General features: G+C 45.8%; 25 protein-coding genes. 11 read left to right on the forward strand and 14 right to left on the reverse strand.

The window, feature by feature from the left end; translation table 11 throughout:
* The 5 genes from Q4Q57_RS20670 to hemC all read right to left on the reverse strand — a co-directional run.
* Positions 1–2,220, reverse strand: a 2,220-nt coding sequence (locus tag Q4Q57_RS20670) for a retention module-containing protein (protein ID WP_311891905.1), incomplete at its 3' end; no start/stop codon positions are given.
* Positions 2,221–2,655: 435 nt separating this feature from the next.
* Positions 2,656–3,822 (reverse strand): heme biosynthesis HemY N-terminal domain-containing protein, encoded by a 1,167-nt coding sequence (locus Q4Q57_RS20675; RefSeq protein ID WP_311891906.1) that lies wholly within the window; start codon positions 3,820–3,822, stop codon positions 2,656–2,658.
* Positions 3,819–5,000, reverse strand: coding sequence for a uroporphyrinogen-III C-methyltransferase (locus Q4Q57_RS20680; RefSeq protein WP_311891907.1), 1,182 nt, complete (start codon positions 4,998–5,000; stop codon positions 3,819–3,821). Before Q4Q57_RS20680 ends, Q4Q57_RS20675 begins: the two co-directional genes overlap by 4 nt.
* 60 nt (positions 5,001–5,060) lie before the next feature.
* Positions 5,061–5,801, reverse strand: coding sequence for a uroporphyrinogen-III synthase (locus tag Q4Q57_RS20685; RefSeq protein ID WP_311891919.1), 741 nt, complete (start codon positions 5,799–5,801; stop codon positions 5,061–5,063).
* A 4-nt stretch (positions 5,802–5,805) separates the two neighbouring features.
* Positions 5,806–6,738 carry a hydroxymethylbilane synthase gene (gene hemC / locus Q4Q57_RS20690; RefSeq protein ID WP_259512724.1) on the reverse strand — a complete coding sequence of 311 codons (933 nt, stop codon included), beginning with the start codon at positions 6,736–6,738 and terminating at the stop codon, positions 5,806–5,808.
* A gap of 202 nt (positions 6,739–6,940) precedes the next feature.
* On the opposite strand from hemC, the gene Q4Q57_RS20695 reads away from it, so the two are divergent.
* Positions 6,941–9,352 (forward strand): class I adenylate cyclase, encoded by a 2,412-nt coding sequence (locus Q4Q57_RS20695; RefSeq protein ID WP_311891908.1) that lies wholly within the window; start codon positions 6,941–6,943, stop codon positions 9,350–9,352.
* An 84-nt stretch (positions 9,353–9,436) separates the two neighbouring features.
* Here the strand turns inward: Q4Q57_RS20695 and cyaY are convergent, their stop codons facing one another.
* Positions 9,437–9,766: an iron donor protein CyaY gene (gene cyaY, locus Q4Q57_RS20700; protein WP_311891909.1), complete on the reverse strand. Its 330-nt coding sequence runs from the start codon at positions 9,764–9,766 to the stop codon at positions 9,437–9,439.
* 79 nt (positions 9,767–9,845) lie between these two features.
* Here cyaY and lptM point away from each other — a divergent pair, with 79 nt between their 5' ends.
* From lptM to Q4Q57_RS20735, 7 genes are all read left to right on the forward strand, one after another.
* Positions 9,846–10,037 (forward strand): LPS translocon maturation chaperone LptM, encoded by a 192-nt coding sequence (gene lptM / locus Q4Q57_RS20705; RefSeq protein WP_220591311.1) that lies wholly within the window; start codon positions 9,846–9,848, stop codon positions 10,035–10,037.
* 63 nt (positions 10,038–10,100) lie between these two features.
* Complete coding sequence (gene lysA, locus Q4Q57_RS20710) at positions 10,101–11,345, forward strand: diaminopimelate decarboxylase (RefSeq protein WP_311891910.1); 1,245 nt, start codon at positions 10,101–10,103, stop codon at positions 11,343–11,345.
* Positions 11,346–11,421: 76 nt separating this feature from the next.
* A complete protein-coding gene (dapF, locus tag Q4Q57_RS20715; protein ID WP_006083422.1) occupies positions 11,422–12,249 on the forward strand; it encodes a diaminopimelate epimerase in 828 nt (275 codons plus the stop codon).
* Positions 12,246–12,875 (forward strand): DUF484 family protein, encoded by a 630-nt coding sequence (locus Q4Q57_RS20720; protein WP_011848049.1) that lies wholly within the window; start codon positions 12,246–12,248, stop codon positions 12,873–12,875. The genes dapF and Q4Q57_RS20720 overlap by 4 nt, the downstream gene beginning before the upstream one ends.
* Positions 12,876–12,933: 58 nt before the next feature.
* Positions 12,934–13,854, forward strand: coding sequence for a tyrosine recombinase XerC (gene xerC, locus Q4Q57_RS20725; protein WP_311891911.1), 921 nt, complete (start codon positions 12,934–12,936; stop codon positions 13,852–13,854).
* Positions 13,854–14,603: an HAD-IA family hydrolase gene (locus Q4Q57_RS20730; protein WP_311891912.1), complete on the forward strand. Its 750-nt coding sequence runs from the start codon at positions 13,854–13,856 to the stop codon at positions 14,601–14,603. The genes xerC and Q4Q57_RS20730 overlap by 1 nt, the downstream gene beginning before the upstream one ends.
* 106 nt (positions 14,604–14,709) lie before the next feature.
* Complete coding sequence (locus Q4Q57_RS20735; RefSeq protein WP_311891913.1) at positions 14,710–15,288, forward strand: HupE/UreJ family protein; 579 nt, start codon at positions 14,710–14,712, stop codon at positions 15,286–15,288.
* A gap of 17 nt (positions 15,289–15,305) precedes the next feature.
* Here the strand turns inward: Q4Q57_RS20735 and Q4Q57_RS20740 are convergent, their stop codons facing one another.
* The 3 genes from Q4Q57_RS20740 to Q4Q57_RS20750 all read right to left on the reverse strand — a co-directional run bounded on the left by Q4Q57_RS20740 (position 15,306) and on the right by Q4Q57_RS20750 (position 19,970).
* Positions 15,306–15,809, reverse strand: a complete 504-nt coding sequence (locus Q4Q57_RS20740; protein WP_311891914.1) for an ATP-binding protein — start codon at positions 15,807–15,809, stop codon at positions 15,306–15,308.
* A gap of 133 nt (positions 15,810–15,942) precedes the next feature.
* The gene (gene ric / locus Q4Q57_RS20745) at positions 15,943–16,752 is read right to left on the reverse strand and encodes an iron-sulfur cluster repair di-iron protein (RefSeq protein ID WP_311891915.1); all 810 of its coding nucleotides are present in this window, start codon (positions 16,750–16,752) and stop codon (positions 15,943–15,945) included.
* 227 nt (positions 16,753–16,979) lie between these two features.
* Positions 16,980–19,970 carry a UvrD-helicase domain-containing protein gene (locus Q4Q57_RS20750; RefSeq protein ID WP_311891916.1) on the reverse strand — a complete coding sequence of 997 codons (2,991 nt, stop codon included), beginning with the start codon at positions 19,968–19,970 and terminating at the stop codon, positions 16,980–16,982.
* Positions 19,971–20,506: 536 nt separating this feature from the next.
* On the opposite strand from Q4Q57_RS20750, the gene Q4Q57_RS20755 reads away from it, so the two are divergent.
* The 3 genes from Q4Q57_RS20755 (at position 20,507) to Q4Q57_RS20765 (ending at position 22,311) form a co-directional block, all read left to right on the forward strand.
* Positions 20,507–21,727, forward strand: coding sequence for a site-specific integrase (locus Q4Q57_RS20755; protein ID WP_107946354.1), 1,221 nt, complete (start codon positions 20,507–20,509; stop codon positions 21,725–21,727).
* A gap of 38 nt (positions 21,728–21,765) precedes the next feature.
* Complete coding sequence (locus tag Q4Q57_RS20760; RefSeq protein WP_107946355.1) at positions 21,766–21,990, forward strand: type II toxin-antitoxin system Phd/YefM family antitoxin; 225 nt, start codon at positions 21,766–21,768, stop codon at positions 21,988–21,990.
* 66 nt (positions 21,991–22,056) lie between these two features.
* Entirely contained in the window at positions 22,057–22,311 is a 255-nt protein-coding gene (locus Q4Q57_RS20765; protein WP_107946356.1) for a hypothetical protein, read from the forward strand.
* Positions 22,312–22,815: 504 nt separating this feature from the next.
* On the opposite strand, the gene Q4Q57_RS20770 is transcribed toward Q4Q57_RS20765, so the two are convergent.
* The 5 genes from Q4Q57_RS20770 to Q4Q57_RS20790 all read right to left on the reverse strand — a co-directional run.
* On the reverse strand, positions 22,816–23,163 hold the full coding sequence (locus Q4Q57_RS20770) for a hypothetical protein (protein WP_107946358.1): 348 nt from the start codon (positions 23,161–23,163) through the stop codon (positions 22,816–22,818).
* Positions 23,164–23,346: 183 nt separating this feature from the next.
* Positions 23,347–24,579: a type II toxin-antitoxin system HipA family toxin gene (locus Q4Q57_RS20775; protein WP_107946359.1), complete on the reverse strand. Its 1,233-nt coding sequence runs from the start codon at positions 24,577–24,579 to the stop codon at positions 23,347–23,349.
* The gene (locus Q4Q57_RS20780) at positions 24,579–24,836 is read right to left on the reverse strand and encodes a helix-turn-helix domain-containing protein (RefSeq protein ID WP_107946360.1); all 258 of its coding nucleotides are present in this window, start codon (positions 24,834–24,836) and stop codon (positions 24,579–24,581) included. Before Q4Q57_RS20780 ends, Q4Q57_RS20775 begins: the two co-directional genes overlap by 1 nt.
* A 131-nt stretch (positions 24,837–24,967) precedes the next feature.
* Positions 24,968–25,675, reverse strand: a complete 708-nt coding sequence (locus Q4Q57_RS20785) for a SprT family zinc-dependent metalloprotease (protein ID WP_311891917.1) — start codon at positions 25,673–25,675, stop codon at positions 24,968–24,970.
* An 8-nt stretch (positions 25,676–25,683) separates the two neighbouring features.
* Positions 25,684–26,778, reverse strand: a 1,095-nt coding sequence (locus Q4Q57_RS20790; RefSeq protein ID WP_311891918.1) for a type I restriction enzyme endonuclease domain-containing protein, incomplete at its 5' end; no start/stop codon positions are given.

The following is a 26,778-nucleotide window of genomic DNA, read 5'->3' on the forward strand; positions in this document are numbered from 1 at the left end:
GGTGTCTACATTGCCATTATCAGTGGCTTTACCTGTATTGCCAGCAGGATCTGTTACTGTTGCAACAGCGGTATAATCACCTTCAGCCAGAGGGGTTGTGGCGTCCACTGCGTAGGTGCCATCTTCATTAACCGTCGTTGTTAATGTCTGTTCTGCACCTGTGCTATCTGTGACAACAATCGTAATTGTGCTACCTGGCGTTGCATCTGACGAACCAGTAATAGTAGGGGTGGTATCTTGTGTATTATCCGGTGCATCTACAGTGATGTTAGGTGCTGTGATATCCACGTTACCGTCATCGGTGGCTGTGCCGGTATTACCTGCTGGATCTGTAACTGTCGCTGTTGCTGTGATAGGGCCTTCGGCGACAGGATTGGTAACATCCACAGTATAAGTACCGTCAGGGTTAACAGTGGTGGTTAGCGTCTGCTCAGTACCTGTGCTGTCGGTGACAACAATTGATATGGTGCTACCTGGAGGGGCATCTGTTGTGCCCGTGATTGTCGGGGTCGTGTCATTGGTTACATTGGGAACATCGACGGTAATATTTGGTGCTGTGTTATCAACATTGCCATTATCTGTGGCTTCACCTGTATTGCCTGCTGGATCTGTCACTGTTGCTACAGCGGTATAGCCGCCTTCAGCGAGTGGATTAGTGACATCTACGGAATAGGTGCCATCAGGGTTTACTGTGGTGGTGAGAGTTTGCTCTGCACCTGTGCTATCTGTCACTACAATCGTAATAGTGCTACCCGGTGGGGCATCAGTCGAACCTGTGATAGTCGGTGTCGTATCTTTGGTATCATCAGGCGCATCAACAGTAATTGTTGGTCCCGTTGTATCAAGTATTGCTGAATCACTGCCTTCTGGAGATACGTTACCTGCACTATCAGTAATAGTCGCGACAACTGTAATCGTTCCGCCTTCCCCAGGAGCTGGAAGATTGAGATTCACAAAGCCATTGTTGATATCTTCCTGAGTCAATGTGTAGTCAACACCATTAACAGTAAGTGTATCGCCTACATTTGCACCTGTGCCATCTAAGCCAATAGTGACATTGATTTCAGTATTGCCAGCTAGCTCTTCGTTACTAATAAAACCATCATTGTTTGTATCTGTATTGATAGTGACACTAGGCCCCCCATCGGCGACTGGTGTGACATTGATGGTTAATGTTGCTGAAGAGCCAGTGTTGGTGGTGTAAGTAATAACAGGTACTTGGCCATTCCAATTTTCATTGGGTGTAAAGGTATATGAACCATCGGCGTTCAAGACTAAAGTGCCGCCTTCGAGCGTGACTTCGGTACCTGCTGCGTAGGTGGTACCGCCGACTTCAAAACTCACAACACTCAAGCTTGAGTCTACATCGCTGTCATTATCGAGAACGTTGCCTGTGGCAGGTGTATCTTCATCTACTGTATTTGAATCGTTGACCAGAACAGATGCATCATCTACAGGCGATATATTGATGGTTAAGGTCGCGCTGGCACCTGTGTTGGTGGTGTAAGTAATAACAGGTACTTGGCCATTCCAATTTTCATTGGGTGTAAAGGTATATGAACCATCGGCGTTCAAGACTAAAGTGCCGCCTTCGAGTGTGACTTCGGTACCTGCTGCGTAAGTGGTACCGCCGACTTCGAAACTCACAACACTTAAGCTTGAGTCTACATCACTGTCATTATCGAGTACGTTACCTGTGGCAACGGAATCTTCATCGGTCGTATTGCTGTCATTGGCGAGTGCCGATGGGGAATCTGCAGCAATGGTCAGTTGTGGATCATTGGCCGTAGTGCCTGTTAGTGCTTGACCTGTAGTTGAATATCCTGATGTGGCTAAGACTTCGCTACCACTGCGAGCGAGAGTGACATAGCCAGAGTTACCGTCACGGCCTGGAGTGTTCCCTGCTGCGGTTTCTGGAAGATTCTGAGTTGGGTCTTCACCGGATGCAATAAGATCTTGTAATGCTTGGATTTCATCTAAGGCGGCCGCGTCAGTGGCGTTGGTGGCTACTGCGGGTTCGTTGGGGGCAACTTCGTTCGATAGCTTAGTGCCATCGTCGAAGGTGATCTCATAGGTCGCGTTTTCGTCAATATGGAGCACAGCACCTTTTGGGAGTTGTTCGCCATCCTTAGCGGGTTGATTTGAACCATCAACTTCGACATTGATTTGCCCTTTTACTAACTTAAGCAAACCTTTCTTTGATGTAATTACCGATCCCATAATTAGCTCCCAACAGCCAAAGTGTGTTAATTCCACAGACGCACAAATCCAACATATGTGCTGGATTGTGATACAAGTGGTCGAATTTTAGCTAACAAAGTAACTCAAGTCAATTTTTTGACACGTCTGTATTGCTTGCTCTGACTGGGGTTTGCGGTATGTTGGCAGTAAAAAAGACAGGATTCAGATTTGTAACTAGATGTAGTAGATATATTTAAAAAAAGGGCTGCATTTAGTATTTTGCAACTCTGTACTTAAGTATATTTATAACAAATTAATTGGGATTGGAAGGTTAATTTTTTATGAAAAGGATGCAATCTGAGCTTGCGAACCACATTTTTGAGCCAAAATCAGGCAAGAACTTTCTTGAATAACAACTGCCGCGATTTACATCACTGTGCAAATCACGGCGTTATCTTTATTGGTGTCGCTGAACTATAGGTTAACCGCCTGGCGATAGCTTTGATTGGCGTTACCTTGCTCGCCTAACTGTTCTTGAATCCTTGCAAGCGCCAACCAAGAGGCTTTTGTTGGTTCGAGTCGGCACACATTCTGCCAACAGCTTTTGGCTTCTTTCATATCCCGCGTTTGCTGATAAAGCTTAGCTAAGCACATCTGGTAGTCCGCATTATTCTCATGGGTGACTTCATGTTTGAGTAACTGTTTACGGATCTCTGTGTCTTGGGCTGTCGCGATTTCAGGAATTGCATGTAAAAGTGCTGACTCGGGAGCGGTTCGTAACTTTTTCGCAATTAGTTTCAGTGCTTGGTCTTTGTGATTAAAGCGGCATAAACCCATGGCATAAATCGCCAGAAACTCAGACTGATTGCGTTCACTGCGGGATAACCACTGCCAGCATTGCTCTAAGGCTTCTTCACCTTTGATGGCTGCGGCTTTGAGTAACGCGCAATTTGTTGCGATATTGAGCTCATTCAGCTGAGCATCATCGAGGATCTGACGCTTCTTCAAAATAGGTATTAATAGCTTGAGCGCATCCCAATCCTCTTGGGTTCGGTATAACTCAAGGGCGAGTTTGAGTACTGGCGCTTTACTCTTGCTCGTCGGTGCTAGTTTATCCAGCTCGGTGCGGGCTAGGGCTAATTCCCCTTGTTTTAAAAGGTATCGAGTGCGAGTGGTTGCGACGGCATTCGCGGCAAGAGGTTGCGCTGCAGCGCGATCAAGATATTGATCTCGCTCGGCTATTTTTTGTTGATACTGAGCGGCACGGGCCGCTGCAAGTAAATTAAGTGCTGGGAGCTCACCGTTGTCAGCACCTTTTATCATGGCGCGTTCCGCTGCTGGCCAATCTTCTTCAGCCAGAGCCAGTGCACCCATTAAGGTATGTTTTTTAGCCGAGCGGCGGCGCCAGTGATGGGGAATAAAACGACTGCGCAGCATCAGATTGATGGCGCTAATCACTAGCCATTCGAGTACTTGGAACACCGCATAAAATACAATTAAGGCGATGATCCCAAAGACTAAGCTGGTCTCAATCTGGTAGTCACCCGCAGCAATATAGACATAACCTGTATTGCCAACCAGCCAAGGGCTGATGCAGAGCCCTATTAGCACAATTCCTAAGTAAATTAATATCTTGATCATAGCGGCGCATCCTCTGATGAGGTCAGCTCGCCATAACTCGTCAGCTGTAATAACAGAGGTTTAGCTGCAAAGGATTTCAGGGTAATAGGATCAAGTTCTAAGGTTGCTAATTTATCGATTTCGGCGATGGCCTCAGCTGTCTTGTGATCTTGCGTATCAAAATAGGTTTGGATCCACTTGCGCGCCATCATCAATGATTGGTGATAAGCCGCTCTGTCATAGCGATATAACGCAAGTTGCGATTGCAGCAGTTTATGGCGAATGTTTTCCACCAGATACCATTGCTGTTCCGGTGCGAGTAAAGCGGGCGCATCGGCGGTTTTGTGGCGTATGGTAATAAAGTCTTGGGTTAACGCTTTCCACGTTTTACCCAGATTGCTCTGCCAATCATTCAAATCGCCAGTAATCGTTGTATCTTCTGGCGCATCGGTTTCTGCGTCGGTGCGATTCAGTGGCAGTTTATCGAGTTGTTCAATTAAGGCATCGAGCGCCAATACATTGCCATCAATATCTGTGGTTTTAATGCTGGCCGTGGCGGCGATGTCTTTTGCTAATGCCTTACGAATAGGCAGTAACGCCGGATTGTTCATGGCGGCGATGGTTTCATCCGCCGACTTTAATAGATCGGTGGCGGTGCGGGGATCTTTCTCTAACCAAAGTTTACGGCCTGCCATATTCACCAGATATTCGGCTTCAGAGGCCATCCAATGTGTTGGGCTGCGCTGGGCAAGTTTATTGACCCTGTCCTGCAGCTGATTTTGGTCTTCTGCTAATTTTGTTAATTCTTGGTAAGTCTTAGCATCATTCAGTTGCTGCTGTTCAAGCTGGCCAATACGTTGATTTGGCTGCAATAGTGCTTGCTGTAATTGGTCCTGCAGGGCGATATTTTTCGCATCCTGCGCCAGCAGTTGCTGTTGCATCTGTTGGTACAGCATAAAACCGCCACCAAGAGTGCAAGCGGTTAAACCTAGCGCTAATAACACTCCAAAGCGAATTGCCCACGAGCTTCTATTGGAGGCTGGCGTTTGGCTTGGTGCAGTTGAAGTTGTGGCTTTGGCTGTTTGGGATTCTGTGGATGACGCCGATGTTGCGGATATGTCATCGGTCGTTTCCGGTGACACAATAATAGCGGTAGCCTCTGATTCTGGGCTCTTTGCGTCGTGCTTGTTGTTATCCATTTAACAGTCCTTGAAAACATGCTACTGCCGAAATTCGAGTAAAATCGGGCTAAATAGCGCTTAGAGTTTAAGGGCGTTTAGCACGGCTTTGCTGTTGGCGGCATTGGCATTGGTGACTTGGGTTATACCAAAGGCGTGAGCTTGAGCTTCTACTCGGTTACTGGGGACTATGATATGACATGAGCGCAGCCATGCAAATAACTCTTTTGGCACTAAATTAATCAGGTTATCCAGTACTTCACCGCTGGTCACCACAATAGTGTCTATCCCAAAGGCTTGCCATTGTAGTGCTAACTGTCGTCCATCAAGTGGCGGGCAAGCTCGTTGATACACTTCCCAATAACGTACTGTTGCGCCGCGCTCAGTCAATTGTTCGGCTAAGGCTTCGCGACCACCGACGCCACGTATGATAGTAATCTGCTTATCTTTAATCTCTTGCAGCTGCGCGAGCGTGAGTAGCCCTTCGGTTTGCTGGCAATCATCTGGGGCTTCGAGTGCCGAAATACCGAGCAGATCTAATGCTTCCCAAGTCGCATGTCCTACGGCGAAGTATTGAGCTGGAGGCCAAGCTTTAGTGTGTGGATCCGCATTAGTTAAGGCGTTATCAGCAAAAGTCACAGCATTGGCGCTGATGCAGATAATCATATCGGCGTGTGCCAAGGGATGCGGGGTATTCATTGCGATTGGAGGCGTTGCTTCTACACACAGTAGAGGTGTGACCCAGTGGGCAATGCCTCGTTCATTCAAGGCATCGACCATGGACTGATTGCGCCCCTCGGGGCGCGTCAGTAAGACTTTCATTGACTTAGGCTTTAGCGTAAACGGCATCGAGAATGCTTTTGGCACCTTTGCTGAGTAACTCTTCAGCAAGGGCAACACCTAATTGTGTCGCTTCGGTTTTTGGACCTGTGATCACGCCTTCGATGATTTCACTGCCATCGGGATTACCGACTAGGCCGCGTAGGGTCATCTCGTCACCATCTATTTCAGCAAATGCACCAATCGGCACTTGGCATCCACCTTCAAGGCGCGTGTTCATCGCGCGCTCGGCCAGAACACGGTAGCGCGTTTCTAAATGTTCTAATGGTGCCAGTAGCGCTTTAACACGTTCGTCGTTGGTACGGCATTCGATACCCACGGCGCCTTGGCCATTGGCGGGTAAGGATTCTTCGGCCGAAATAAAGCTGGCAATACGCTCAGACAATTTCAGGCGAATTAAGCCGGCAGCGGCGAGAATAATGGCATCGTATTCACCGTTATCCAGCTTAGCTAAACGCGTACCCACGTTACCGCGTAAATCTTTGATGATGAGGTCGGGGCGTGATGCGCGCAGTTGACATTGACGGCGTAGGCTTGAGGTGCCCACAGTTGCGCCTAATGGTAATTCGCTGATCGATTTATATAAATTCGATACAAAGGCATCGCGGGGATCTTCGCGCTCGCAAATGACTTCAAGGCCCAAGCCTTCAGGGAAGTCGACGGGCACGTCTTTCATTGAGTGCACTGCGATATCGGCAAGATCGTCTAACATAGCGACTTCAAGCTCTTTGACGAACAAACCTTTACCGCCTACTTTGGCTAGCGGCGTGTCTAAGATAACGTCGCCTTTGGTACTCATTGGCAGCAATTCCACCACAATACCTGGGTGAATGCGTTCTAATTCGGCTTTAACAAATTCAGCTTGCCACATGGCCAGCGGACTCTTGCGGGTTGCGATACGTATGCGGTTCTCAGACATGCCTAGTTTCCATCAAAGATCTTAGTTGCGCCAATGCTAACATTGGCAAATCGTTTATGTAAGGAAGCCGTATCGATTCTTTGAAGTCGGCGATGTTCTCAATAGTATAAAAGTGTGACGCGCTTCACATATAGTTGCTCGTGTTTGCAAAAGTGTTAACATGAGCACACTTCTCATAAGTGCTTAAGTGTTGTGTTTTTGAATGGATCGGCAAATACAGTTTCCTGATATAGCTGAAAGACTTAACAAGGTCCGCATTGCGCGCGCCTTGGCTTTACTATCGCCGCTGCAAAAACACTTATTCCATTTGATCCCCTTTTTAATTCACCAGAACAGCGTTCAGTCTCCTGGCTATCATGCCGCCAATACACCTTGTGGGATTAACGAGTATCAACAAGGTGAGATAGAGTCCCAAGCCTGTGATGTGTTCTCGCTGCCTTTTATTATCCAAGAAGCGGACATCAATGCCTTTGATGGCGTATATGCCATGGGCAGTACAGGCAGTTTTGGCCAAAATACCAAGAGTGATGTCGATGTTTGGTTAGTGCATAGAGCCGATTTAAGCCCTGAAGAGTTAGCGCTGATCAGGATTAAAACCGATAGATTGACGGCTTGGTTTGCCGAGTTTCAGTTTGAGGTGAACTTTTACTTAGTTCATCCGCAACAGTTTTGTGGTGATCAAACGCAGCGTGGTTGCCAGTCAACCATGGCCCATGAGCACAGTGGTAGTACTCAGCACTGGTTATTACTGGAAGAATTTTATCGTAGTCAAATTCGTCTGGCGGGTAAAACGATTGCATGGTGGCCAGACGCTAAACTTAATCCCGCACTCTTGTTTTTAGGCGATGTACATGAATTACCTGCGAGTGAGTACTTTGGCGCTTCGCTATGGCAGCTCTATAAAGGCTTAGAAAAGCCCCATAAGGCGCTGATTAAAGTATTGCTGCTCGAGGCTTATGCCAGCGATTATCCACATTCAACTGTGCTTTGTGATCGCCTCTGGCAGAAAACCTTAGCTGGCGATTTTTCGACATCGAATGATGCCTATTACTCTATCTACGAGATTATCGAAACCTATTTGCTTAAGCAGAATGATACCCGTCGACTTGAGATTGCGCGGCGCTGCTTTTATCTAAAATGTGGCGTGCACTTGAGCCGCACGCAAGAGGGCAAAGATTGGCGTTATCCTAAGCTGCAAAAATTGGTGCAGGATTGGCAATGGCCCGACAGTTTGATCAGCACCTTAGACGATTGCGAACATTGGCACAGTGGTCAGCTCAATTGGTTTAACGAGCAGCTGAATGAACTCTTGTTGGCGAGCTACCAAACTTTACTGCGCTTTGCATCGACCCATGAGCTTAATGAAGGCTTGCGGATTGAAGAGCTGGGCATGCTGACTCGTAAATTACACACTTATTTTAGCCAAGATGAAGACCAAATCGCTAAGCTGAATTTACTGTGGAGTGTCTCGGTCGCCGAGTCCGAAGTGACTATGGTATCAAGCTCTCGCGAGCGGAAATATTATCTTTATCGCCAAGGGCCGCAGCCACTAAATCTGTTGGGTGAGTCGGCGATATGTAAGGGTAAAACGCCATCCGCCTTAATGATCTGGGCATGTCTAAACGGAATTTCGACGCCTGATACGCAATGGCATGAATATGGTCAGAGTAAGGCAAAGTCGAAACGGCTTACCGAAGCGTCTAAGCGGTTACTGAATTTTATCGACCACGATTGGCGGGTATCTAAACGTGACTTATGCCAGCCATGGCATTTTCGTAAGCTGATTTTTGTGCTTAATCTGGACTGCGATCCCACCATTGAATGGAGCGGACAGGAAGTGATGGTCGATGTGATGAATGCTAACGTGTTCTCACTTGGGCGTAAAAAAGCCAATATGCTTGGGGCGTTAGATGCCATTTGTTTGAATAGTTGGGGTGAGTGGCAGTGTCATCGTTTCGAAGGGGATACTGCGGTATTACAAGCATTAGCCTTTGTGACGCCAGGGCTCAGGCGGGCCAGCTTACCCGTGGACATGGATGTGATCAGCTGTTCACAGAAGTTACGCCCACAGCTTAAATTAGCAGTGAAAAATCTATTAAAACAAACCATGCGTTTGTGCCAAAAAGTGCAGCAATCCAGCACCTTAGTACAGCCGCTGCAGATAAGGCATACCCGCTATGGGATCTTTTTTAATCCTTTAGGCATGGCCTATCAGGATTTGAGTGATGCTAAGTCTTTTTATCAGCAGTTATCCCGCAGTCATCTTGTGTTGCTGCCAAGGCCTGAATTGGGTGACGATCCCTTTTCGAGTATGCCTAAAGTGGTGCAGAACTATGCGGCGAAAGGGGCGATTCAATATTTCCTACGTCAAAGGGTCGATAATTTGGATGTATTTATTCTCGATGAGGAAAATCAGCTAAGTCACTATGTGCAGGCGGGCTCAAACATGGTCGAATTAGTGAATAAAGTCAGTCATCACTATGTGTTCGATGAGCATTATGCTTCACGGGCGCGATTCAATATTCCGCAGTTTTTCCATCTAGTAAGAGTGGCGGGGGAGTTAACTGTGGCGCCGTTTGGCATCGATATGAGTGACCAAGACACTGAGTTTTAAGCTGGGTTTTGAACATAAATAATGGGAGCTAAGGCTCCCATTATTGTTTTGCACTATTATGGCTTGCACTACGACTGGCTTAGATTAAAAGCTAAGCTTAATTCCGCCTTGGCGCTCGATAGACTCTTGCACGAATGGCATAAACTCGCCGCCATTACGTCCGTCCATCCATTTACCTTCAACAAAACCAAAATGATATCCACCAAAACGTGTGGCTACCCAAATCTCATGCAAAGGTTCTTGCTTGTTGATCACTATCTTAGAGCCATCAACAAATTCTAATTGCAATACGTTGCCACTGGCATCGATATCAACATCGGCATCTTGCTCATCAATCGCAGTTTCAATCGCATTTTCTATGGCTTGGAACATGTCATCGGCGAGCTGGTGAAATTCTGTATCTGTCATGGCCATGCATTTCTGTCCTTTGCTTTCGTCAAGATGGGTGCGATTATAAGGCCATTAGTCACCAGATGCACAGATGTTGAGAAAAATGAGACTGTTTTTATTGTTATTGCTTGGTAGCCTATTCATTACGGCATGCGGCCAAAAAGGCCCCCTCTATCGTTCGCCCGCCACAGAGGTAAATCAACCTAAAAAGGTTGATGAAGCTAAAATTGTGCCTGAAGTGGAAGAGATTAAAACCGAGATTAGAGCCATCGAAGCACAAAAAACACAACAATAACAATCGCTATAGCTAAAACGACCATCACTATCGCAGCGATAAAGCGCAGTAAGGAATCAGACATTGGATCACTTTCTCTACCAACAAAATGCCCTGCATGCCGAAGGCTGCCAGGTTGCCGATTTAGCTCAAACCTATGGCACACCGCTGTATATCTATTCCCGCGCCACGCTAGAGCGCCATTGGCATGCCTTTAATAATGCCGTGGCAGATCATCCACATTTGATTTGTTACGCGGTTAAAGCCAATGCGAACTTGGCCGTACTGAATGTGCTTGCACGTTTAGGCAGTGGTTTTGATATTGTGTCGGGCGGTGAGTTAGCCAGAGTGATAGAAGCGGGCGGCGATCCCGCCAAAGTGGTGTTCTCTGGCGTGGGTAAAACAGCGGCTGAAATGGAACAGGCACTTAATCTGGGCATTTATTGCTTTAATGTCGAATCGAGTGCCGAGCTTGAGCAGTTAAATCTGGTCGCAGGGCGTTTAGGTAAAGTCGCGCCTGTGTCCCTGCGGATTAATCCCGATGTGGATGCGGGCACCCATCCCTATATTTCGACTGGCCTTAAAGAAAACAAATTCGGTATCGCTATGGATGAGGCTGAAATCGTTTTCGCCCGTGCCCATGCGTTGCCACATGTAAAAGTGAAAGGTGTCGATTGCCATATCGGCTCACAACTAACTGAAATCAAACCATTCCTCGATGCTATGGATCGTATGCTCGCCCTGATCGACCGTTTGGCCGAGCAGGGTATCGTTATTGAGCATTTCGATGTGGGTGGTGGTTTAGGGGTGACCTATGATGCCGAAATGCCGCCGCATCCTGATGTGTATGCCGCCGCCATATTGGCGCGTTTGGGCGACCGTCAACTGAAGCTGATCTTCGAGCCGGGCCGTGCGATTGCCGCCAATGCGGGGATTTTTGTTACTCAAGTGCTGTATCTTAAAGAAAACAGCGACAAACGTTTTGCGATTGTCGATGGCGCGATGAATGACTTGATTCGTCCCGCACTCTACAGCGCATGGCAAAATATTATCCCAGTCGTGCCAAGGGACTCAGAGGTCTATGAGTTTGATATTGTTGGCCCAGTGTGCGAAACCGGAGACTTTTTAGGTAAAAATCGCCAGCTCGCGTTAGCAGCGGGTGATTTACTGGCGGTGCGTTCGAGTGGTGCCTATGGTTTTGCTATGGCCTCTAACTACAACACTCGTCCTCGTGCGGCTGAAGTGATGGTCGATGGTGAGCAGGCTTTCTTAGTGCGTGAGCGAGAAAAATTGTCTCAGCTCTGGCAAGGTGAGCAACTCCTGCCGTAAACTAGAAAAATTATATTGATTCAGGCGCTTGGTTTCATACTTTATGAGCGGCGCCTCGGCTTAAAGGATAAGTATCTTGATCCAATTCACTAAGATGCACGGACTGGGCAACGATTTTATGGTGGTCGATGGGGTCACGCAGAACGTGTTCTTTTCGCCTGAGCAGATCCGCCGTTTAGCCGACCGTAACTTTGGCATAGGTTTCGACCAACTACTCTTAGTTGAGCCGCCCTATGATCCCGATTTAGATTTTCATTATCGCATCTTCAATGCCGATGGCACTGAAGTCGAACAATGCGGCAATGGCGCCCGCTGTTTCGCCCGTTTTGTGCGTAATAAAGGCCTGACTAACAAGAGCAAAATCCGTGTCAGTACTTCGTCTGGCAAGATGACTTTGCGCTTAGAGCGAGACGGTACTGTTACCGTGAATATGGGCGTGCCGATCCTCGAACCGAGCCAGATCCCCTTCAAAGCCAAGAAACCTGAAAAAACCTATCTACTGCAAACACCGATGCAAACCTTTTTATGTGGCGCGGCTTCTATGGGTAATCCCCATTGCGTGCTCGACGTTGAAGATGTGGCGAGCGCTTCTGTCGCTGAAATTGGTGCCATGCTCACTAAGCATGAGCGTTTTCCGCGCGGCGTGAATGTGGGGTTTATGCAGGTCGTGGACTCAGGTCACATTAAGCTACGGGTGTATGAGCGCGGCGCGGCCGAAACCTTGGCCTGTGGCACAGGCGCATGTGCAGCTGTAGTTGTAGGCCAAGTGCAAGGAAAGCTCGGCCAGCAAGTGCGGGTGGATTTACCCGGCGGCACCTTAACCATCAACTGGGAAGGCGAGGGTAAACCTTTGTGGATGACGGGCCCTGCGCAGCACGTTTACGATGGACAAATTCAGTTATGACAGAGCCCTTGATGCCGCAGACGGATGTGCCTTTCGATGAGTTGATTATTCGCGAATATCTGCTGGATAATCCTGACTTTTTTAATCGCTATCCCGAGCTGCTGCTGGCAATGCGCTTGCCTCACATGGAACGCGGCGCCATCTCTTTGGTAGAACGTCGCCAAGAAATGCTGCGCCAGCGAGTGAGCCAGTTGGAAGAAGAAATCACCAGTCTGTTAACCATGGCGGCGCGTAACGAGAAGATTTACCAATTCAATACCGAGTTATCCTTCCAGCTATTAAATTGTGCCGATCTAGTGTCACTTAAAGAAGTGTTGGCCGACAGTTTGAAATTACAGTTTAATTTCAGCCATGTGCGTTTGATCAGCGTGCTCGATACCGATATGAAGGCAATATGGGATCAAAGGCTGCATAAAGGTCACTATTTTGGCCGGCTCACGCAGCAAGAGGCTAAACGCCTATTTGGTAGCGAAGTGGGGTCAGTGGCACTGACGAAATTGTCGGAAGACAACCCAGTCATTTTTGCTATTGCCAGCCAAGATGCCACCCATTTTCATCCCGATATGGATAACATGCTGCTGGAACAACTGCGGCGTTTGCTGGCGCACATGCTCGCTAAGCTGTAACGGCCGTCGAGCGATTGTGCTCACCTAAGGCTTGGGGAAAACCCATGAGGAAACCGATATGAGTACGCAAACAGCCGAAGTGTCGGCGCTTAATACTCAATGGTTACAAACCTTTGAACGCTATCTGAGTACCGAGCGGCAGTTGTCGGCCCATACAGTACGTAATTACCTTTTTGAGCTTAATCGCGGAAGCGATCTCTTGCCTGAAGGCGTGCATTTACTCAATGTGAGCCGCGAGCATTGGCTGCAAGTATTGTCTAAATTGCACCGCAAAGGCTTAAGCCCGCGATCGCTTTCTCTGTGTTTATCTGCGGTAAAACAATGGGGTGAATTTTTGCTGCGCGAAGGCGTGATTGAGCTTAATCCCGCCAAAGGCTTAAATGCTCCCAAACAAGCCAAACCGCTGCCGAAGAATATCGATGTCGATGCCATCAGTCACTTGCTCGACATTGAAGGTACAGATCCCCTAAGCCTGCGGGATAAGGCCATGATGGAGTTGTTTTATTCCAGTGGCTTACGTTTAGCAGAACTCGCCGCGCTCAATTTATCCAGTGTGCAATACGATTTGAAAGAAGTGCGAGTCTTAGGTAAAGGCAATAAGGAACGTATCGTCCCTGTAGGTCGTTTGGCGATTGCTGCTTTGCTGAATTGGCTCAATTGCCGAAAGCAGATCCCCTGTGAAGATAACGCCTTATTTGTGACCGAAAAGGGCAAGCGACTCTCCCATCGTAGTATTCAGGCGCGGATGGCGAAATGGGGTCAAGAGCAGGCATTATCGGTGCGCGTGCATCCACATAAACTACGCCATTCCTTTGCTACTCACATGTTAGAAGCGAGCGCCGATCTACGGGCGGTACAAGAATTATTGGGCCATGCGAACCTAGCGACCACGCAAATTTATACCAGTTTGGATTTCCAACACTTAGCTAAGGTGTATGATAACGCCCATCCTAGAGCGAAAAAAACACAGGATAAATAATGCGTTGCTATCTTAGACCTCAAAATATTCAAGCGATCAGTTTCGATCTCGACGATACCCTGTACGACAATCTACCGCATATTTTAAATGCCGAAGCTAAGCTGGCGACGTTTCTGTTGCAGGCTTATCCATTGTCGCAGGCGTGGCAAACCCATGATTGGCGCAGGCTAAAGCTGCAACTGCTGCAGCAAAATCGCGAGCTTGCCCACGATACCAGCGCAGCCCGTTTGGCAACGATTCGCCAAGGGCTAATACAGCTAGGGTATTCGGCCGTTGAAGCCGAACGTGGCGCCGAGCAAGGATTGGCGTGTTTTTATTTTCATCGCAGTCATTTTCAAGTATCTGACGAAGTGCTCTTGTTACTCAAACGCCTATCGCAGCATTTTAGATTAATTGGCATCACCAATGGCAATGTGGATGCCGAGCGAATTGGTTTAGGCGATGCCTTCGAGTTTGTGTTGCATCCAGGCAATGGCGTGCATATGAAACCCGCTAAAGACATGTTTGAATTGGCCTGCTCGCGACTAAATATTGCACCGCAACATTTACTGCATGTTGGCGATAGTATGAATGCCGATGTGCGCGGGGCGCGGTTGGCAGGATGCCAGTCTGTGTGGTTGAATCCGAGTTTTGGCCGAGTCGATTCCTTACCTATTGCGGCCTTGTTACCCCATTTAGAAATTAATACTCTCGATGCGTTAATCAAAGTGCTGGCTATCGACGCAAACGAATCCCGCGAGCATTGTTGAATCTGCATCTTTGCTAATCTAAGGGTGATTGAGATCAAGGTTTGCCTCCTAAATTTGCACTAGAGTTAAGCCTAATATTACTGAAGTCACTGACTAAGGCTGTGTTATGGCGCGTATCGGGTTGTTATTACTGCTCACTTTATGTTGGACAGCGCCGGTATCGGCCCATGAGATCCATTCGGGTGGCGGTTTCATGTCGGGTTTTAATCATCCGGTATTGGGATTTGATCACTTGCTGGCTATGTTGAGCGTAGGCATGTTGAGCACCCAGCTCGGTGGCCGCGCAATTTGGACTGTCCCCTTAGCGTTTGTCACCTTTATGTTAGTGGGCGGGATTTTAGGCTTATACGCCATTGCCGTTCCCTTCGTTGAAATCGGCATTGCCCTCTCGGTATTGTTACTCGGTCTTGCCATCGCTTTTGATCGGCAAATCCCATTGTTATTTGCCATGGCCTTTGTGGGCGTATTTGCGATTTTCCACGGACATGCCCACGGCGCAGAAATGCCTGAATTGGCAAGCCCAGTCTTGTATGCCCTAGGTTTTTTATTTGGCACTGCAGTGATCCATTTAGGCGGCGTTATGATAGGCCTTGGAATGCAGCGGATGACTGGGCAACGCAACTTAATGCGTGTTACGGGCGCAGCAATTGCGGCTATGGGCGGTTATTTGTTAGCTGGATTTTGACGTAATAACATGTCGGATTAACGCGCCTTGAGTTGCTTCATGCAAAGATGGGCGCGGCGTAACAGTAGATTGACCTGCAGACGGCTTGCATGCATGTCGGCATCTCCCACCCTAAAATAACTCCCTGTGTAAGGATCGCCGCCGACATAGATAGGTTTGAGCTGCTCTGGTGCCAGTGGTACGCGGATACGAATCAGCATTTTATTCATAATTTCAATAATCTGCACATCTGATATCGCCAAAATATTATGGCTAGTGCGGCTAGGATTATCGAGGATTTCCCAAAACTCTTGTAAAACAGGAAGCGGATTGGGAATACCTTCAATGCTGAAATGGCCACGTTCTTCGCGTACGCCTAGGATGATCTCGCCACCCAAGGTGTTAGCAAAGGAGCTATAAGTCGCCCAAATATCTTCGGGTAATTGACCTAGGCCGTCGCGGCCACCGGCGAGTTTAAACTCTACTTGGGCCGATTCGTGCAAATTGGCAATATCATCGAGTGCAAATGATTGAAATGTCATGGCAGCTTATCCGTCAGCGACACATAACTTGTTGTAGCACGCCAACAATTGAAAGGCCAGACCTAGGTCCAGCCTCAAAATTCTGCGGATGATCCGAAATTTAAGGGACATCACAGCAGAAACAGCCAATCGATTATTGAGCGAGACCTAATGCCTTAGGAAATAGAATATTGTTTTCTAAGTGAATATGCTGATGTAAATCAGCCTCAAATTCCGCTAGCGTGGCATAACACACACGCCACGTAGTGCAAGCATGTTCCGGTGGCGTGAAGTCGTTCGTGAGCTCGTGTAATTTTTGCAAGATCAAACCGACTTCTTCATGTTCGTGCTGCATCGCATTGATGGGATTACCAATATGGCCAAAGCAAGTTTCAATGTGCTCTGCTTGACTCAAACCGCGTATCGCCGGAAACAGTATTTTCTCTTCTTTCATTAAATGCGGCATCAGGTCTTCTACTAAAGCACGTACCCAACCCGCAAAGGGAACTATTTCGGCATAGTGCTCACCGTGGGCGCGGACCATCTTCTCGGAGTATTCGACCAATAACGGTGCTTTTTCGCGCACGTATTGATGGTGCGTTGATTCTATATATTCAATAAGTAGATCTAAGGGTAATTGATTCAATTCATCTTCTTTGCTGCCAGTCAGTGTTACCGCATTCAGCGCAGCAACCACTTTTGCGGGATCTATTTCTGCACGCTCGCAGGCGATCGACAGCGGTTTACCGCCGCCACAACAGAAATCGATACCAAATTGGCTGAACACATGGGCGCGGCGAAAATCTTCGGCAACTAACTCACCGACTTTTCTTTCCAGCCAGTGGTTATCCTGAGCGCTCTCACTAAGCGGAAAACCTTGACCAAGTTGTGCATCATGGCGAGGTTGAGAATCCACTCTATGGCCAGTGGCTTGTGCATCTTTTGGGGTAGAAATAGCAGACATAAATAGCTCCAAAGCAGCAATAAATTTACATTCATATTATTTGCAGCTTTAATGCGTAGCAACTAAACCCGACTAAAATACTCAGGATTTGCTGATGATGTCACAGTTAATTGAATAAAATATCTCTTAAGGAGTAGGTGGCCGCCTTAGCTTGGAGTTGCAAATTGGCTCTCGTAACCTTGAAATACAGATTGACGAAAATGCCAAAGTGTTTCGCTTTTTATCACTTAATTTGGTAGCGATAACTTGGCCTTGTTTAGTGTATTCGTACAACTGGGTAGGTTTTGCCCGCGGTAATTGCGACAGGCCCAAAAGGGGCCGAATCGACCATCTTTTAACAGCATATCGCCACCGCAGAGGTTACAAAGTGGTGATATATGTCCACAAGCCTCATTTAGGCACACCTTAAAGCCTGCAAAACGGTTACGCGTCATTGGGCTAGCGCAAAGTTCACAGCCTTGCTCCTTGTGATCGCACAAGGGAAAATGTGAGCAAGAATAAAACGATTTAAAATTCCCTGTTCTAGGCTTAAGCGTTCCCGTGCTACAACGCACGCATTTTACTTCTTCAAATAACCTTTGTACTAAAGAGGTGTTGAACTCATCTTGTTCAATTGGGTAGTCTTTTGTAAGCAGTTCAGTGACGAAAGGGCTCACGTCTGTCATATCGGCAATCACATAGGCGCGGTGTTTTGCCCGCGTTAACGCGACATAAAACAGTCGACGTTCTTCTGCAAATTCAAACGCTTCCGTTTTTGGTAAAAATGCATCTAGTATCGGAGGAGTGATTTTCATTGAAGGGAAGCCATGCATTCCCGTTTTCATCCCCATGATCACCACATAATCGGCTTCTTTTCCTTTCGAAGCATGAAAAGATTGGCACTCAATTTTCAAGTTAGGGTACTTAGCTTCGAGTTGGTTTACTTGGGTTTTATCGGGTAGCTGAAACCAAAAACGTGCCAGTAAATAGACGCTTGCTACGCTGTTAAGTTTGTCACTTCCGGCGTTTATCCTTGCACTTATCGCCGTTAATGCTTGTTCCAATGCATTTGGGCTTGGCTCATCTTTACTGGGCGGTTCGTTTTCTCCGCGGCGTAATATTGAGACTGCAGGGTAGGCGACCTGCATGAGGGAGCGAATGTCCTTCCTCAATTGCGTGGGATTCTGGGTGACAAATTGAGTGGCAACTTGCCCAATACTACTGTTAAACCTAAAAGTCAGATCTAAGTCGCTTTGGGCTGTTGGGCCAAAATATTGGCTAAATTGCGTGGTTAAACTTACATCTGCACCGCTAAAACGATAAATTGCCTGCCAGTCATCCCCAACACAAAATAAAGACGCCAACGCTTTAGAATGGGGTGCACAGGAATCCCTCAAGGCGCGGACTAAGCGGGCACGTGGTTCTGAAATATCTTGGAACTCATCCACCATAATAAAACGCCACGGGCTAATGAATTGCCCGCGTTGTAGATACGTCAACGCTTTGCCAATCATGTCCTCAAAATCAATGTCGCCATTTATCGCTAAATGCTGCTCATAGCGCGTGATTATGGGCTCAAGCAGTTCGAATGCCTTGCGGGTCTGCTGAGCATCGGCGGCGCTAGCAAATACCCCCTCAAGTCCATGTTCATCAAGGCAAGCCGCTTTATACAGCCCTATCAGCTGACTAAACATTTTTGCCAATTCGGTCACGCGGCCAAGTTCATGTAGGGTTGCTAGTATGGCTTCATCGGGTAAGGGCGCATATTGTACTTTAAAGACCTGTAAAGCTTGCTCAAGCTTACTGATTAACAACCCTTTTTTATGTTGGTAATAAAATAGCTCAACACACTTAGTGCCATGCTGTTGATGTAGCTGGCGTTTCCATACCATCGATTCCAAGTATTTCTGGTTATCGATATAAGGAGCGGTATGCTGGTGTTCATCAATACCATAGTATTCAAGATAAATTTGGTATTCAGGCAGATAGAAATCGGGTTGATACTGACGAAAATCAATACTGCGCACATCATGCTCATACTTAGCTTCATAGACATATTCGATGCCATTACTAAATAGCCAGTTGGCAATGTAGAGCTCACCAAAGCTTTTGACTCGCTCACCTTTAAGACTGCGAATATCGTTATCATTCAAGTATTGAAAATACTCGCCTTCCATATCGAACTCGAATGGGCTTTTTTCAACATAATAGAAACGACTGAAGTACTCGAAAAGCTGTTTACGGTAAGCCTCATTTTCAATCAAAGTCTCAAGGGTATTGTGCACCCACAGCTCTTTGGCTTTGTCATCCTCCGCTAAAGGGGACAAACTCGGTTTCGCTCGCTCAACGTCGGCGATAATTTTTGAGCCTAAACTGTGGAAGGTGCTCGCCTTGATATCATCCGTACCGAGCCTGTTTTTAATCCGCTCATCCATCTCGTCAGCCGCTTTACGGCCATAGGCTAATAGCAATATTTCATCGGCTTTTGCTTGACCACTCTTAAGCAAATATCCTGCTCGACCAACCATCACACTGGTTTTGCCCGTGCCAGCACCTGCCAATAACAAGTTATTGTTATCATCGATAATACAAGCTCGGCGCTGTTTTTCGGTTAATGGGTTAGATTCTACACGCTCAAAATAGTCGGCAAATTTAACGAGCTGAGACTGAACGTAATCTTCGCGCAGCTGCTTTACATCGGCGCGAGTCCAGTGGTGGATTTGCTTAAGCCTCGCTAACACAGAGCGTAAATGTGTCGCTAATGGCAGGTTTTCACACCAAGGGAACCAACGCTGATATTCGCGCGCGACTCTGGCTTGTATCATTGCTAAACGTGATTCACGTAAATAAGTGTGTGCCAGTATTTTATCGACTTTCGCCACTAACTCAGCAATGCGCGCCCCGTTGGCATTCGCCCAAAGCAGTGCGATTTCGTTGCCAAATTGATGCTGTGCAAAATAGCTTAGAAACGGCAGTTGATAGGCTTTGCCAGATACTGTGAAACTGAGTAAATATCCAAGCGGACTTAAGGTAAAAACTGGCGGAGAGTCCAGTTGCTGCCAGGTAAAGCATTCGTCAGCGGCTACTTTGTTAGCGCGGCGAGAGTGAGCAAAAAAGCCGCCTTTAGTGCGATTAATGCTAATACCACTCGTGGTGAGTTTTACCGCATCAGCTTTGCCAATAAAGAAACGGCCAAACCAACTGTGCTTGATATCTTGTTCAGAGTGAGTCAATGACAATGTAAAACCTACGGCTAAAAAGTTTTAGAATTAACAGGCTGATTTTTAAATGCATTATAACTTAAAACCCGATAGCTCGTGTCAAGGTTATGCTATAGCTCTGTATGGATTGTCTATTGGTTTTGGTCATCAAACGCAGCCCAGCTCATAGTGTGGTGAATCATGTCTTAGTTGGCGTGAACCAAGCATGATGGTGACTGTGTAACTATGTGCATAAGAAGGGCGCGCATTAGAAAGGCGTACATTAGAAAATTGTGTATCAGAAAGCAAAAAAGCCTGAATCTCTTCAGGCCTTTTCTTTTTTCAATACAACAGCTTAATCCTTGCGGATTAGTTCATGCCGTACAATCGAAAGCGGTGTTTTTGGTTGTTTTTATACTTATTGGTTTGTCGATTTATTCCTTTGTTTATCAATGGTTAGTGAGTTTTCTTGTTCTTGTAGGTATTGGCTTGTTTTGGTTGCTATGGTTAAATGGGGGTACATATGGGGGTCATGGAATAGAGCCCAAATCTCACCATAAAAGAGCTCAAAACTTATGATTTATGAGACCACTTTACGTTCATATAACGGGAAGCCACAGACTGAAGCTTTTACCCTAACAGACGGTAAAGGATTGGGAGTTCGTGTTTCAGTACTTGGTAAATTAAGATTTCAGTTTCGCTATAAGATCAATGGACAAAATAAACGAATAGATTTAGGCGACTATCCAGACTTATCTCTCAGGCAAGCCAGAGATGCAATGGAAGAGTGTCGTACATGGTTAGCCCAAGGGCATGATCCAAAGCTAAAGCGAAGTATGACAAGGCAAGAGTCGTTACTACCCGTCACTGTTGAGCAAGCCCTAGAGTATTGGCTTAAAGAATATGCTGAAGAAAATAGAGTCAATGTTGATAAGAATAGAGCGCAGTTTGCAAAACATATTTATCCCTATATAGGGAATTATTCGCTTGTGGACACTGAAACTCGTCATTGGATAGAGTGCTTTGACCGTATAAGACGAGGCGTACCTAGTCTCAAACAAAGACCTGCACCTGTTGCTGCGGGTTACGTATTACAAAGTGCTAAGCAGGCTCTGAGGTTTTGTCGTGTGCGGCGTTATGCAATCACTCATGCACTTGACGACCTTATCGGTACGGACGTAGGCAAAAAGCAAAATAAAAAGGATAGAGTGCTGTCAGATATTGAGTTGACTGATCTGCTTACTTTGCTTGAGGGGCGTAAGGTTTCTTTCTACATGCGTCAATTATGTAAATTATTGATAGTTTTCGGTGCGCGTACTCAAGAGTTACGATTATCTCAGTTTGACGAGTGGGATTTAGATCGAGGAATTTGGACTGTGCCTAAAAGCCACAGTAAGACTAATACTCTCATTACTCGCCCAATACCTGAGCGAATTAAGCCCTTGATCGAGTTTTTATATAGGCGTCATGGTCAAACTGGCTATCTTTTAGGTGAGCTAAAAAGTGCTGAAACCGTAAGTGGTTCCGGTCGGAAAATATGTAGTTGGTTAAAGCATCAAGAATCTTGGACATTGCATGATTTACGTCGAAGCTTTGCGACTAAACTGAATGATTTGGGTGTTGCGCCATATGTGGTTGAACAGCTTCTTGGTCACGCTCTTGGTGGAGTTATGGCAATTTACAACCGCAGCCAATACCTTCCTGAAAAGAAAGCGGCATTAGATATGTGGGTAGAGCGTTTAGATCTTCTGACGGATAAGCCGGATAACGTTTCTATATTGAAGCGAATAGCATAAAATTTGAACACATTTTGTTCGGGCAGTGGATGTAACCTATGCAAGTCAGCATTAATAAGGCAAAAGCAAGCTTATCTAAGCTGGTGGGTCTTGCTGCTAACGGTGAAGAAGTCATTATCACTCAGGCTGGTGAGCCAGTTGCTAAATTGGTTCAATATGAGAAAACGATGCAACCACGGCCGCTAGGATTGCTAAAGGGACAGATAGTTATAAGCGATAGTTTTTATAATAATAGTGAAATTTATAAACTGTTTTATGAGTGAAATAATTAAAGCCTTTGTTTTTAGCACCTGTTATTTTGAGTGGTCAATCATATTTGGAGTTTGGTTGTGAATAGAACACTATTGAAAGGAAGCGACGATCCTTTGAAAGGTTTTGCCGAGCATACAGAACATGCATATGAGCTTGCACAGGCGACTAGTAAAGATTGGACATCTTTTTTCGTAAATACGGAATCAGTGGGCGATGATTTTATATTGAAACGAGGTGTTGATTATGAAGATGCTAATTCAGAGACAAGTTTTTTTGATGATGACGATGTAGAAGACCCTCTTCTCGTTATAATTCCAGAAAAGTACAAGTGATGTGTGCTGTGGTTGCGGGAATTGCTATATCTATATAAATAACAAGATGTTGTAGCAGATTGATACGCAGGAAGCCCTCTTACATAAAATTATATTTACGGACGTAAAGTATGGCATTTTCAGATAAATCTCGGCTCAGGCTGTGGTGGTCATTCGAAGGAGTGGCCACCCGAATAGTAAGTCCTGTTCGGGAGTATAAAAGTGAAAATTTCAAAACGTGCAATTCGTCGCCATCACAAAGCGCGACTCAAAAAATCTCGGGTTACCTATTGGGGTGGTAGCCCTAAAGGCTCTGCACAGTTTTTAGGTATATGTTTAAAAACGCCATGTACTTGTTCTTGTCCTATGTGTGGTAATCAACGTTATTACTGGGGGGCTAGTTTTCAGGAACTTCGGCAAAAATTGAAATCTATGTAAACGTTTAAAATAACAGAACGAAAGCGGCTCAAATGAGTGTTGGGTCGCTTTACTTGTTCTGGCAAATATTTCTTGAATGATTCAGTTTTAATACATCGTAATGTCAAGTGGGTGTCGACCATCTTCAACGCCTTCAGGCTCATCATCAATAATGTCCATTGATTCGTTATGAACTTGCAGTTGCTCCAGAAACTCATCATCAAACGTAACAACTTCGTAGCCACTAGCTATAAGCGCTTGATATATAGCAAATGGAGAGCCGCTGTCATCCATTATTGCGCCACCAAGGCCGTCATGTTTACCGACCAGAAGTGATTTTACTGCCGCCTTCATGCTTACTGGGGAAATCTCATAAGTAACAGCTTCATATATTGATTCAAAATCGGTGGTTCTTATATCAAAGAAATCCACCATACCATTTACGATAAATAGCATTTTCAGATCCTTAAGTTAGTTGTATGCTTTTGTCCGGCATTGATATGTTGTTTATTGTCTGGTGGCGCTGCCACTGATTGTGGATCGATAGGATCGACAATAGATTATTCTGGTGCAGACTTTCGGCTATCTAGCTCCTTGTTTTTATAGTGTAGGTATCAGCTGAGGTTTGAATTAACGGTTTTATTCAAACTTCTTTTTCCTATCATGGCGGTAATTTTTAGTTGAGTAAGTTGGTGTGAGAACACTCGATACTGAGCGTTCAATTGACTCACGTAATCCTCCAAAGAGCTGAACTTCATTAGAGTATTTTAGGTAGTCCATAATGCCATCGCAGATGGACTCAATAATTTCTTTTGCCTTTCTGATCCTAAACCGTTCACCTTCAGCCAATTTCAGCAAATGTGACTCATCAGGAAAAGCCTTACTATTCGACAGTTTGAGCGCCATTTTGTTATCGATAGCGTCATAAATAAGAGTGTGGGTGACATCAAACGGTGGCGATACAAAAATATGGGACATGTCAGAGGTGTATTGCAGCGCAAAGTTCTTCAAATGCGCATCACCATTACCAATTAAGCAGTTAAATACAATGTACTGATATATTTTCTCAACTTCCGCTTGGCTGTTGGTATACAAGTGTGTCGCCTTAAGCAGAGTTTCATAGCTACTACTGTATTTAGCGTCTGGGTCATTGGACTTCTTCAGTAAGGTGGTGAAATCCTCATAACCTAGCTTTGTGCCATCATCAGCCCTATCAAAGCGCTCTATCACAAATGTCTCTAAACTTTCTGATAGGTAGGTTCTAGGTGGCTCAAGTCCGCAATGGCGCGCAGCTTCCATACAAACAAATTCATTAACAGTCAGCAGCGGAAACTCGGCGTCGAATGATTTAACAATTAAATCTTTTTGCTCAATGGTTCGACTGGTTTTAATCGTGCCAGCACTCGGGATGCTAACCTTCGGCTGTACACCTGCGAGTGAGTTTCTGAGGTAATACTTTTCTAATAATTGAGGAAACAGTGGTTCTGCGCTGTTGTATGACAAGATATCACTAAGCGAAACGGACTCAGTCTCAGGCAAGGCTAGCTCACTTTGATAAGAAAGCATGCCAACGCTATGTTCGCCTTGCAGTGCAAGTAAATACATGTCGTTTACTTTTGCATATCGCGCTAGTTTCTCTGCGATGAAACGGCGGTTAAAGCCTTCAGGTAGGTTTTGCGCAAATATTGGATGCAATGCGCCAGAAGCATAACCATCCATACCTTTTTGGGTCATGGTAAGTGATACGTAACGCTTATCTTGCGTAGGCTGATAATGATGCACTGAGCCATGGGTTAAAACACCTAGCTCTGTATTGTCGGAACAAACCGTGATGTTGGTGATTTTAGTGGGTAAGCTCGATTCAGAGGTCATTATTTATCCTCCGAAAACAAACTATCAATTTCATCCCAATCTGGCAGTTTGTGTTGCTTTGGTATCACGTCAAACTGCAAACCAACGGCATCAAGCAAGCGTTCAAAGATATCGAACGAGCCAGTGAAGTGGCCATTTTCAATCTCAGAAATAGTCGTTTTATTGATACCAGTGAGTTCAGCTAAACGCTGCTGTGTATAACCTAGCGACTTTCTACTCTCACTTACTGCGTCACCAATCTCTTGTCTATCTGACATATATCCACCAGCAAAAGTTAGCTATATGGCTAACATCATAGTGTAAAAAGCAAAGGTTAGCTATATGGCTAACATTGGTCGTATAGAATAAGGTGATGAACCCAGAAGAATAACTGTGTTAGGTATTCCGCTCATACAACCAACAACTGGGAGTTCTCCCTCAGCCACTCTTTGCATTCTACGTAATCAGGCATTATCCGCTCTACTTCTTTCCAAAATAGTGGGGAGTGGTCTAGTTGCTTTAGATGGCACAATTCATGGACAACCACATAGTCGACGATGCGGTTAGGAGCCATAACAATAATCCAGTTAAAATCTAAATCACCTTTAGGATTGCAGCTACCCCAACGGCTTTTAAAGGTTTTGATATTGACTGATTTAGGCGCGACTCCCATTACTTTTGCATAACGGCGCACCTTTTCCTTAAGCTTGAGCAATGCACTGCGTTTATACCAGCCTATGAGTGCTTCTCTCACTAAGTTTGAACGGGCGGAACCTTCGGGCACAGTAACGACTAATCGTCCTTGCACCAGCTTTACTGGCTCAAAACTGCCTGCATGTACTTTTAAACGATAATTTCGGCCAAGGTATGACATTGCCTCACCAGAGACAAACTGCTTTTCTGATGAGGTAGTTAGTACCTTGTGCAGAGCAACCTTATCGATAATCCATTGGTGTTTTTCTTGTAATATTCGCTCGATTCGTTCTATCGGTAATGCCTTGGGCACGACCACGCTAACCATGCCTTCTTCAACTTTAATGGAGGCAGTTTTGGCTCTCGTGGTTCGGGTAATGCGTGCTTGATACCCTTTAGCTTGAATGAATTCGGCTTGTTTCATGCTGGTGGTCATTGCTTATTAAACTTGTGTTTTGCCAATTCCATAAATCTATCTTGCAGGTTGGAGATCAATTCTACGTTGCTAAATGATGCATCAATAACGGCGCGTTTGATCTCTTTTTTCAACCGTTTTATCTCATCTCCCTTATTGAAAAAGTCGACTATTTGAGTCGCTTCATCAAACATGGCTACAAGGTTTTGAGTGATCGTCTTTATCTCAATTAACTGGTGCTCGTCTATGACTTCAATGTCGCTTGTTTTGGTCACTTCAGCGGTAAGTATGTTGTAGAAGGCATACTCAGTTTCGGAAAGCCCTGCATCTTTTGCGGCTCTACGACGGTCAATCTCAATCGTGTCGACCATAGACAATAACAGTTCTAATTGCTGTTCCCATTGCCCTGCGGTCTTCTCGATAATGTCTCTGAGTCTTAGGCTGAGGGATTTGTAATACTCTGGGTCTTCCTCAAGCTTGACGGTAATATGGTGCTTAATCGCGCTTTCAATTTCTGAGGCTTTAGATTCAGTCGATTTTTCTGGTCGAATACTTTCTTTAAAATTTGCTGCCAGTAGGTCAATAGGCGGTATTTTGGGATCAACGCCTGTACTTAAAATATGCTCGTCCACCAGCTTACGCACTTTAGCGCCAATGTCCTTCATATCCAAACCTGCATCTCGGTACTGGTTTCGTGCAGCATTATGGACTTTACCTAGCAGTTTCATATCCGCTAAAAATGGCGCTGCGGCTACATCGGGCAGAATGATGTTCATTTGCTTTGCAAATCGCTTAAATGCCATATCAAACTGTGCTCGAATGGCTTCATCTTTTAGTGCAAGCACATAGCTATCAACGTCTTTATTCTTGATATGTCTAAAAAATGAAATGGCGAGGGTATGTGTTGCTTTTAGCTTGGGAATTTCATCTTTGAGGCTTTGATAAGTGCCGTCGACATCATCACTGCTGAACATTTCCATGGCTTCGATAAGATAGTTCGATAGACCAAAGTAGTCGACTACAAAGCCGCATTCTTTTTTTGCATAGGTGCGGTTTACTCGAGCGATAGCCTGCATCAGCGTATGGTCTTGCAGCTTACGATCGATATACAT

This window comes from Shewanella sp. SP2S2-6, assembly GCF_031931965.1.
Classification (GTDB): domain Bacteria; phylum Pseudomonadota; class Gammaproteobacteria; order Enterobacterales; family Shewanellaceae; genus Shewanella; species Shewanella baltica.

Excerpts from the sequence above, each read along its gene's own strand:
- Q4Q57_RS20675 (WP_311891906.1), bottom strand. The coding sequence starts at position 3,822 with ATGATCAAGATATTAATTTACTTAGGAATTGTGCTAATAGGGCTCTGC.
- Q4Q57_RS20680 (WP_311891907.1), bottom strand. The coding sequence starts at position 5,000 with ATGGATAACAACAAGCACGACGCAAAGAGCCCAGAATCAGAGGCTACC.
- Q4Q57_RS20685 (WP_311891919.1), bottom strand. The coding sequence starts at position 5,801 with ATGAAAGTCTTACTGACGCGCCCCGAGGGGCGCAATCAGTCCATGGTC.
- hemC (WP_259512724.1), bottom strand. The coding sequence starts at position 6,738 with ATGTCTGAGAACCGCATACGTATCGCAACCCGCAAGAGTCCGCTGGCC.
- Q4Q57_RS20695 (WP_311891908.1), top strand. The coding sequence starts at position 6,941 with ATGGATCGGCAAATACAGTTTCCTGATATAGCTGAAAGACTTAACAAG.
- cyaY (WP_311891909.1), bottom strand. The coding sequence starts at position 9,766 with ATGGCCATGACAGATACAGAATTTCACCAGCTCGCCGATGACATGTTC.
- lptM (WP_220591311.1), top strand. The coding sequence starts at position 9,846 with ATGAGACTGTTTTTATTGTTATTGCTTGGTAGCCTATTCATTACGGCA.
- Q4Q57_RS20720 (WP_011848049.1), top strand. The coding sequence starts at position 12,246 with ATGACAGAGCCCTTGATGCCGCAGACGGATGTGCCTTTCGATGAGTTG.
- xerC (WP_311891911.1), top strand. The coding sequence starts at position 12,934 with ATGAGTACGCAAACAGCCGAAGTGTCGGCGCTTAATACTCAATGGTTA.
- Q4Q57_RS20730 (WP_311891912.1), top strand. The coding sequence starts at position 13,854 with ATGCGTTGCTATCTTAGACCTCAAAATATTCAAGCGATCAGTTTCGAT.
- Q4Q57_RS20735 (WP_311891913.1), top strand. The coding sequence starts at position 14,710 with ATGGCGCGTATCGGGTTGTTATTACTGCTCACTTTATGTTGGACAGCG.
- Q4Q57_RS20740 (WP_311891914.1), bottom strand. The coding sequence starts at position 15,809 with ATGACATTTCAATCATTTGCACTCGATGATATTGCCAATTTGCACGAA.
- ric (WP_311891915.1), bottom strand. The coding sequence starts at position 16,752 with ATGTCTGCTATTTCTACCCCAAAAGATGCACAAGCCACTGGCCATAGA.
- Q4Q57_RS20755 (WP_107946354.1), top strand. The coding sequence starts at position 20,507 with ATGATTTATGAGACCACTTTACGTTCATATAACGGGAAGCCACAGACT.
- Q4Q57_RS20760 (WP_107946355.1), top strand. The coding sequence starts at position 21,766 with ATGCAAGTCAGCATTAATAAGGCAAAAGCAAGCTTATCTAAGCTGGTG.
- Q4Q57_RS20770 (WP_107946358.1), bottom strand. The coding sequence starts at position 23,163 with ATGCTATTTATCGTAAATGGTATGGTGGATTTCTTTGATATAAGAACC.
- Q4Q57_RS20775 (WP_107946359.1), bottom strand. The coding sequence starts at position 24,579 with ATGACCTCTGAATCGAGCTTACCCACTAAAATCACCAACATCACGGTT.
- Q4Q57_RS20780 (WP_107946360.1), bottom strand. The coding sequence starts at position 24,836 with ATGTCAGATAGACAAGAGATTGGTGACGCAGTAAGTGAGAGTAGAAAG.
- Q4Q57_RS20785 (WP_311891917.1), bottom strand. The coding sequence starts at position 25,675 with ATGAAACAAGCCGAATTCATTCAAGCTAAAGGGTATCAAGCACGCATT.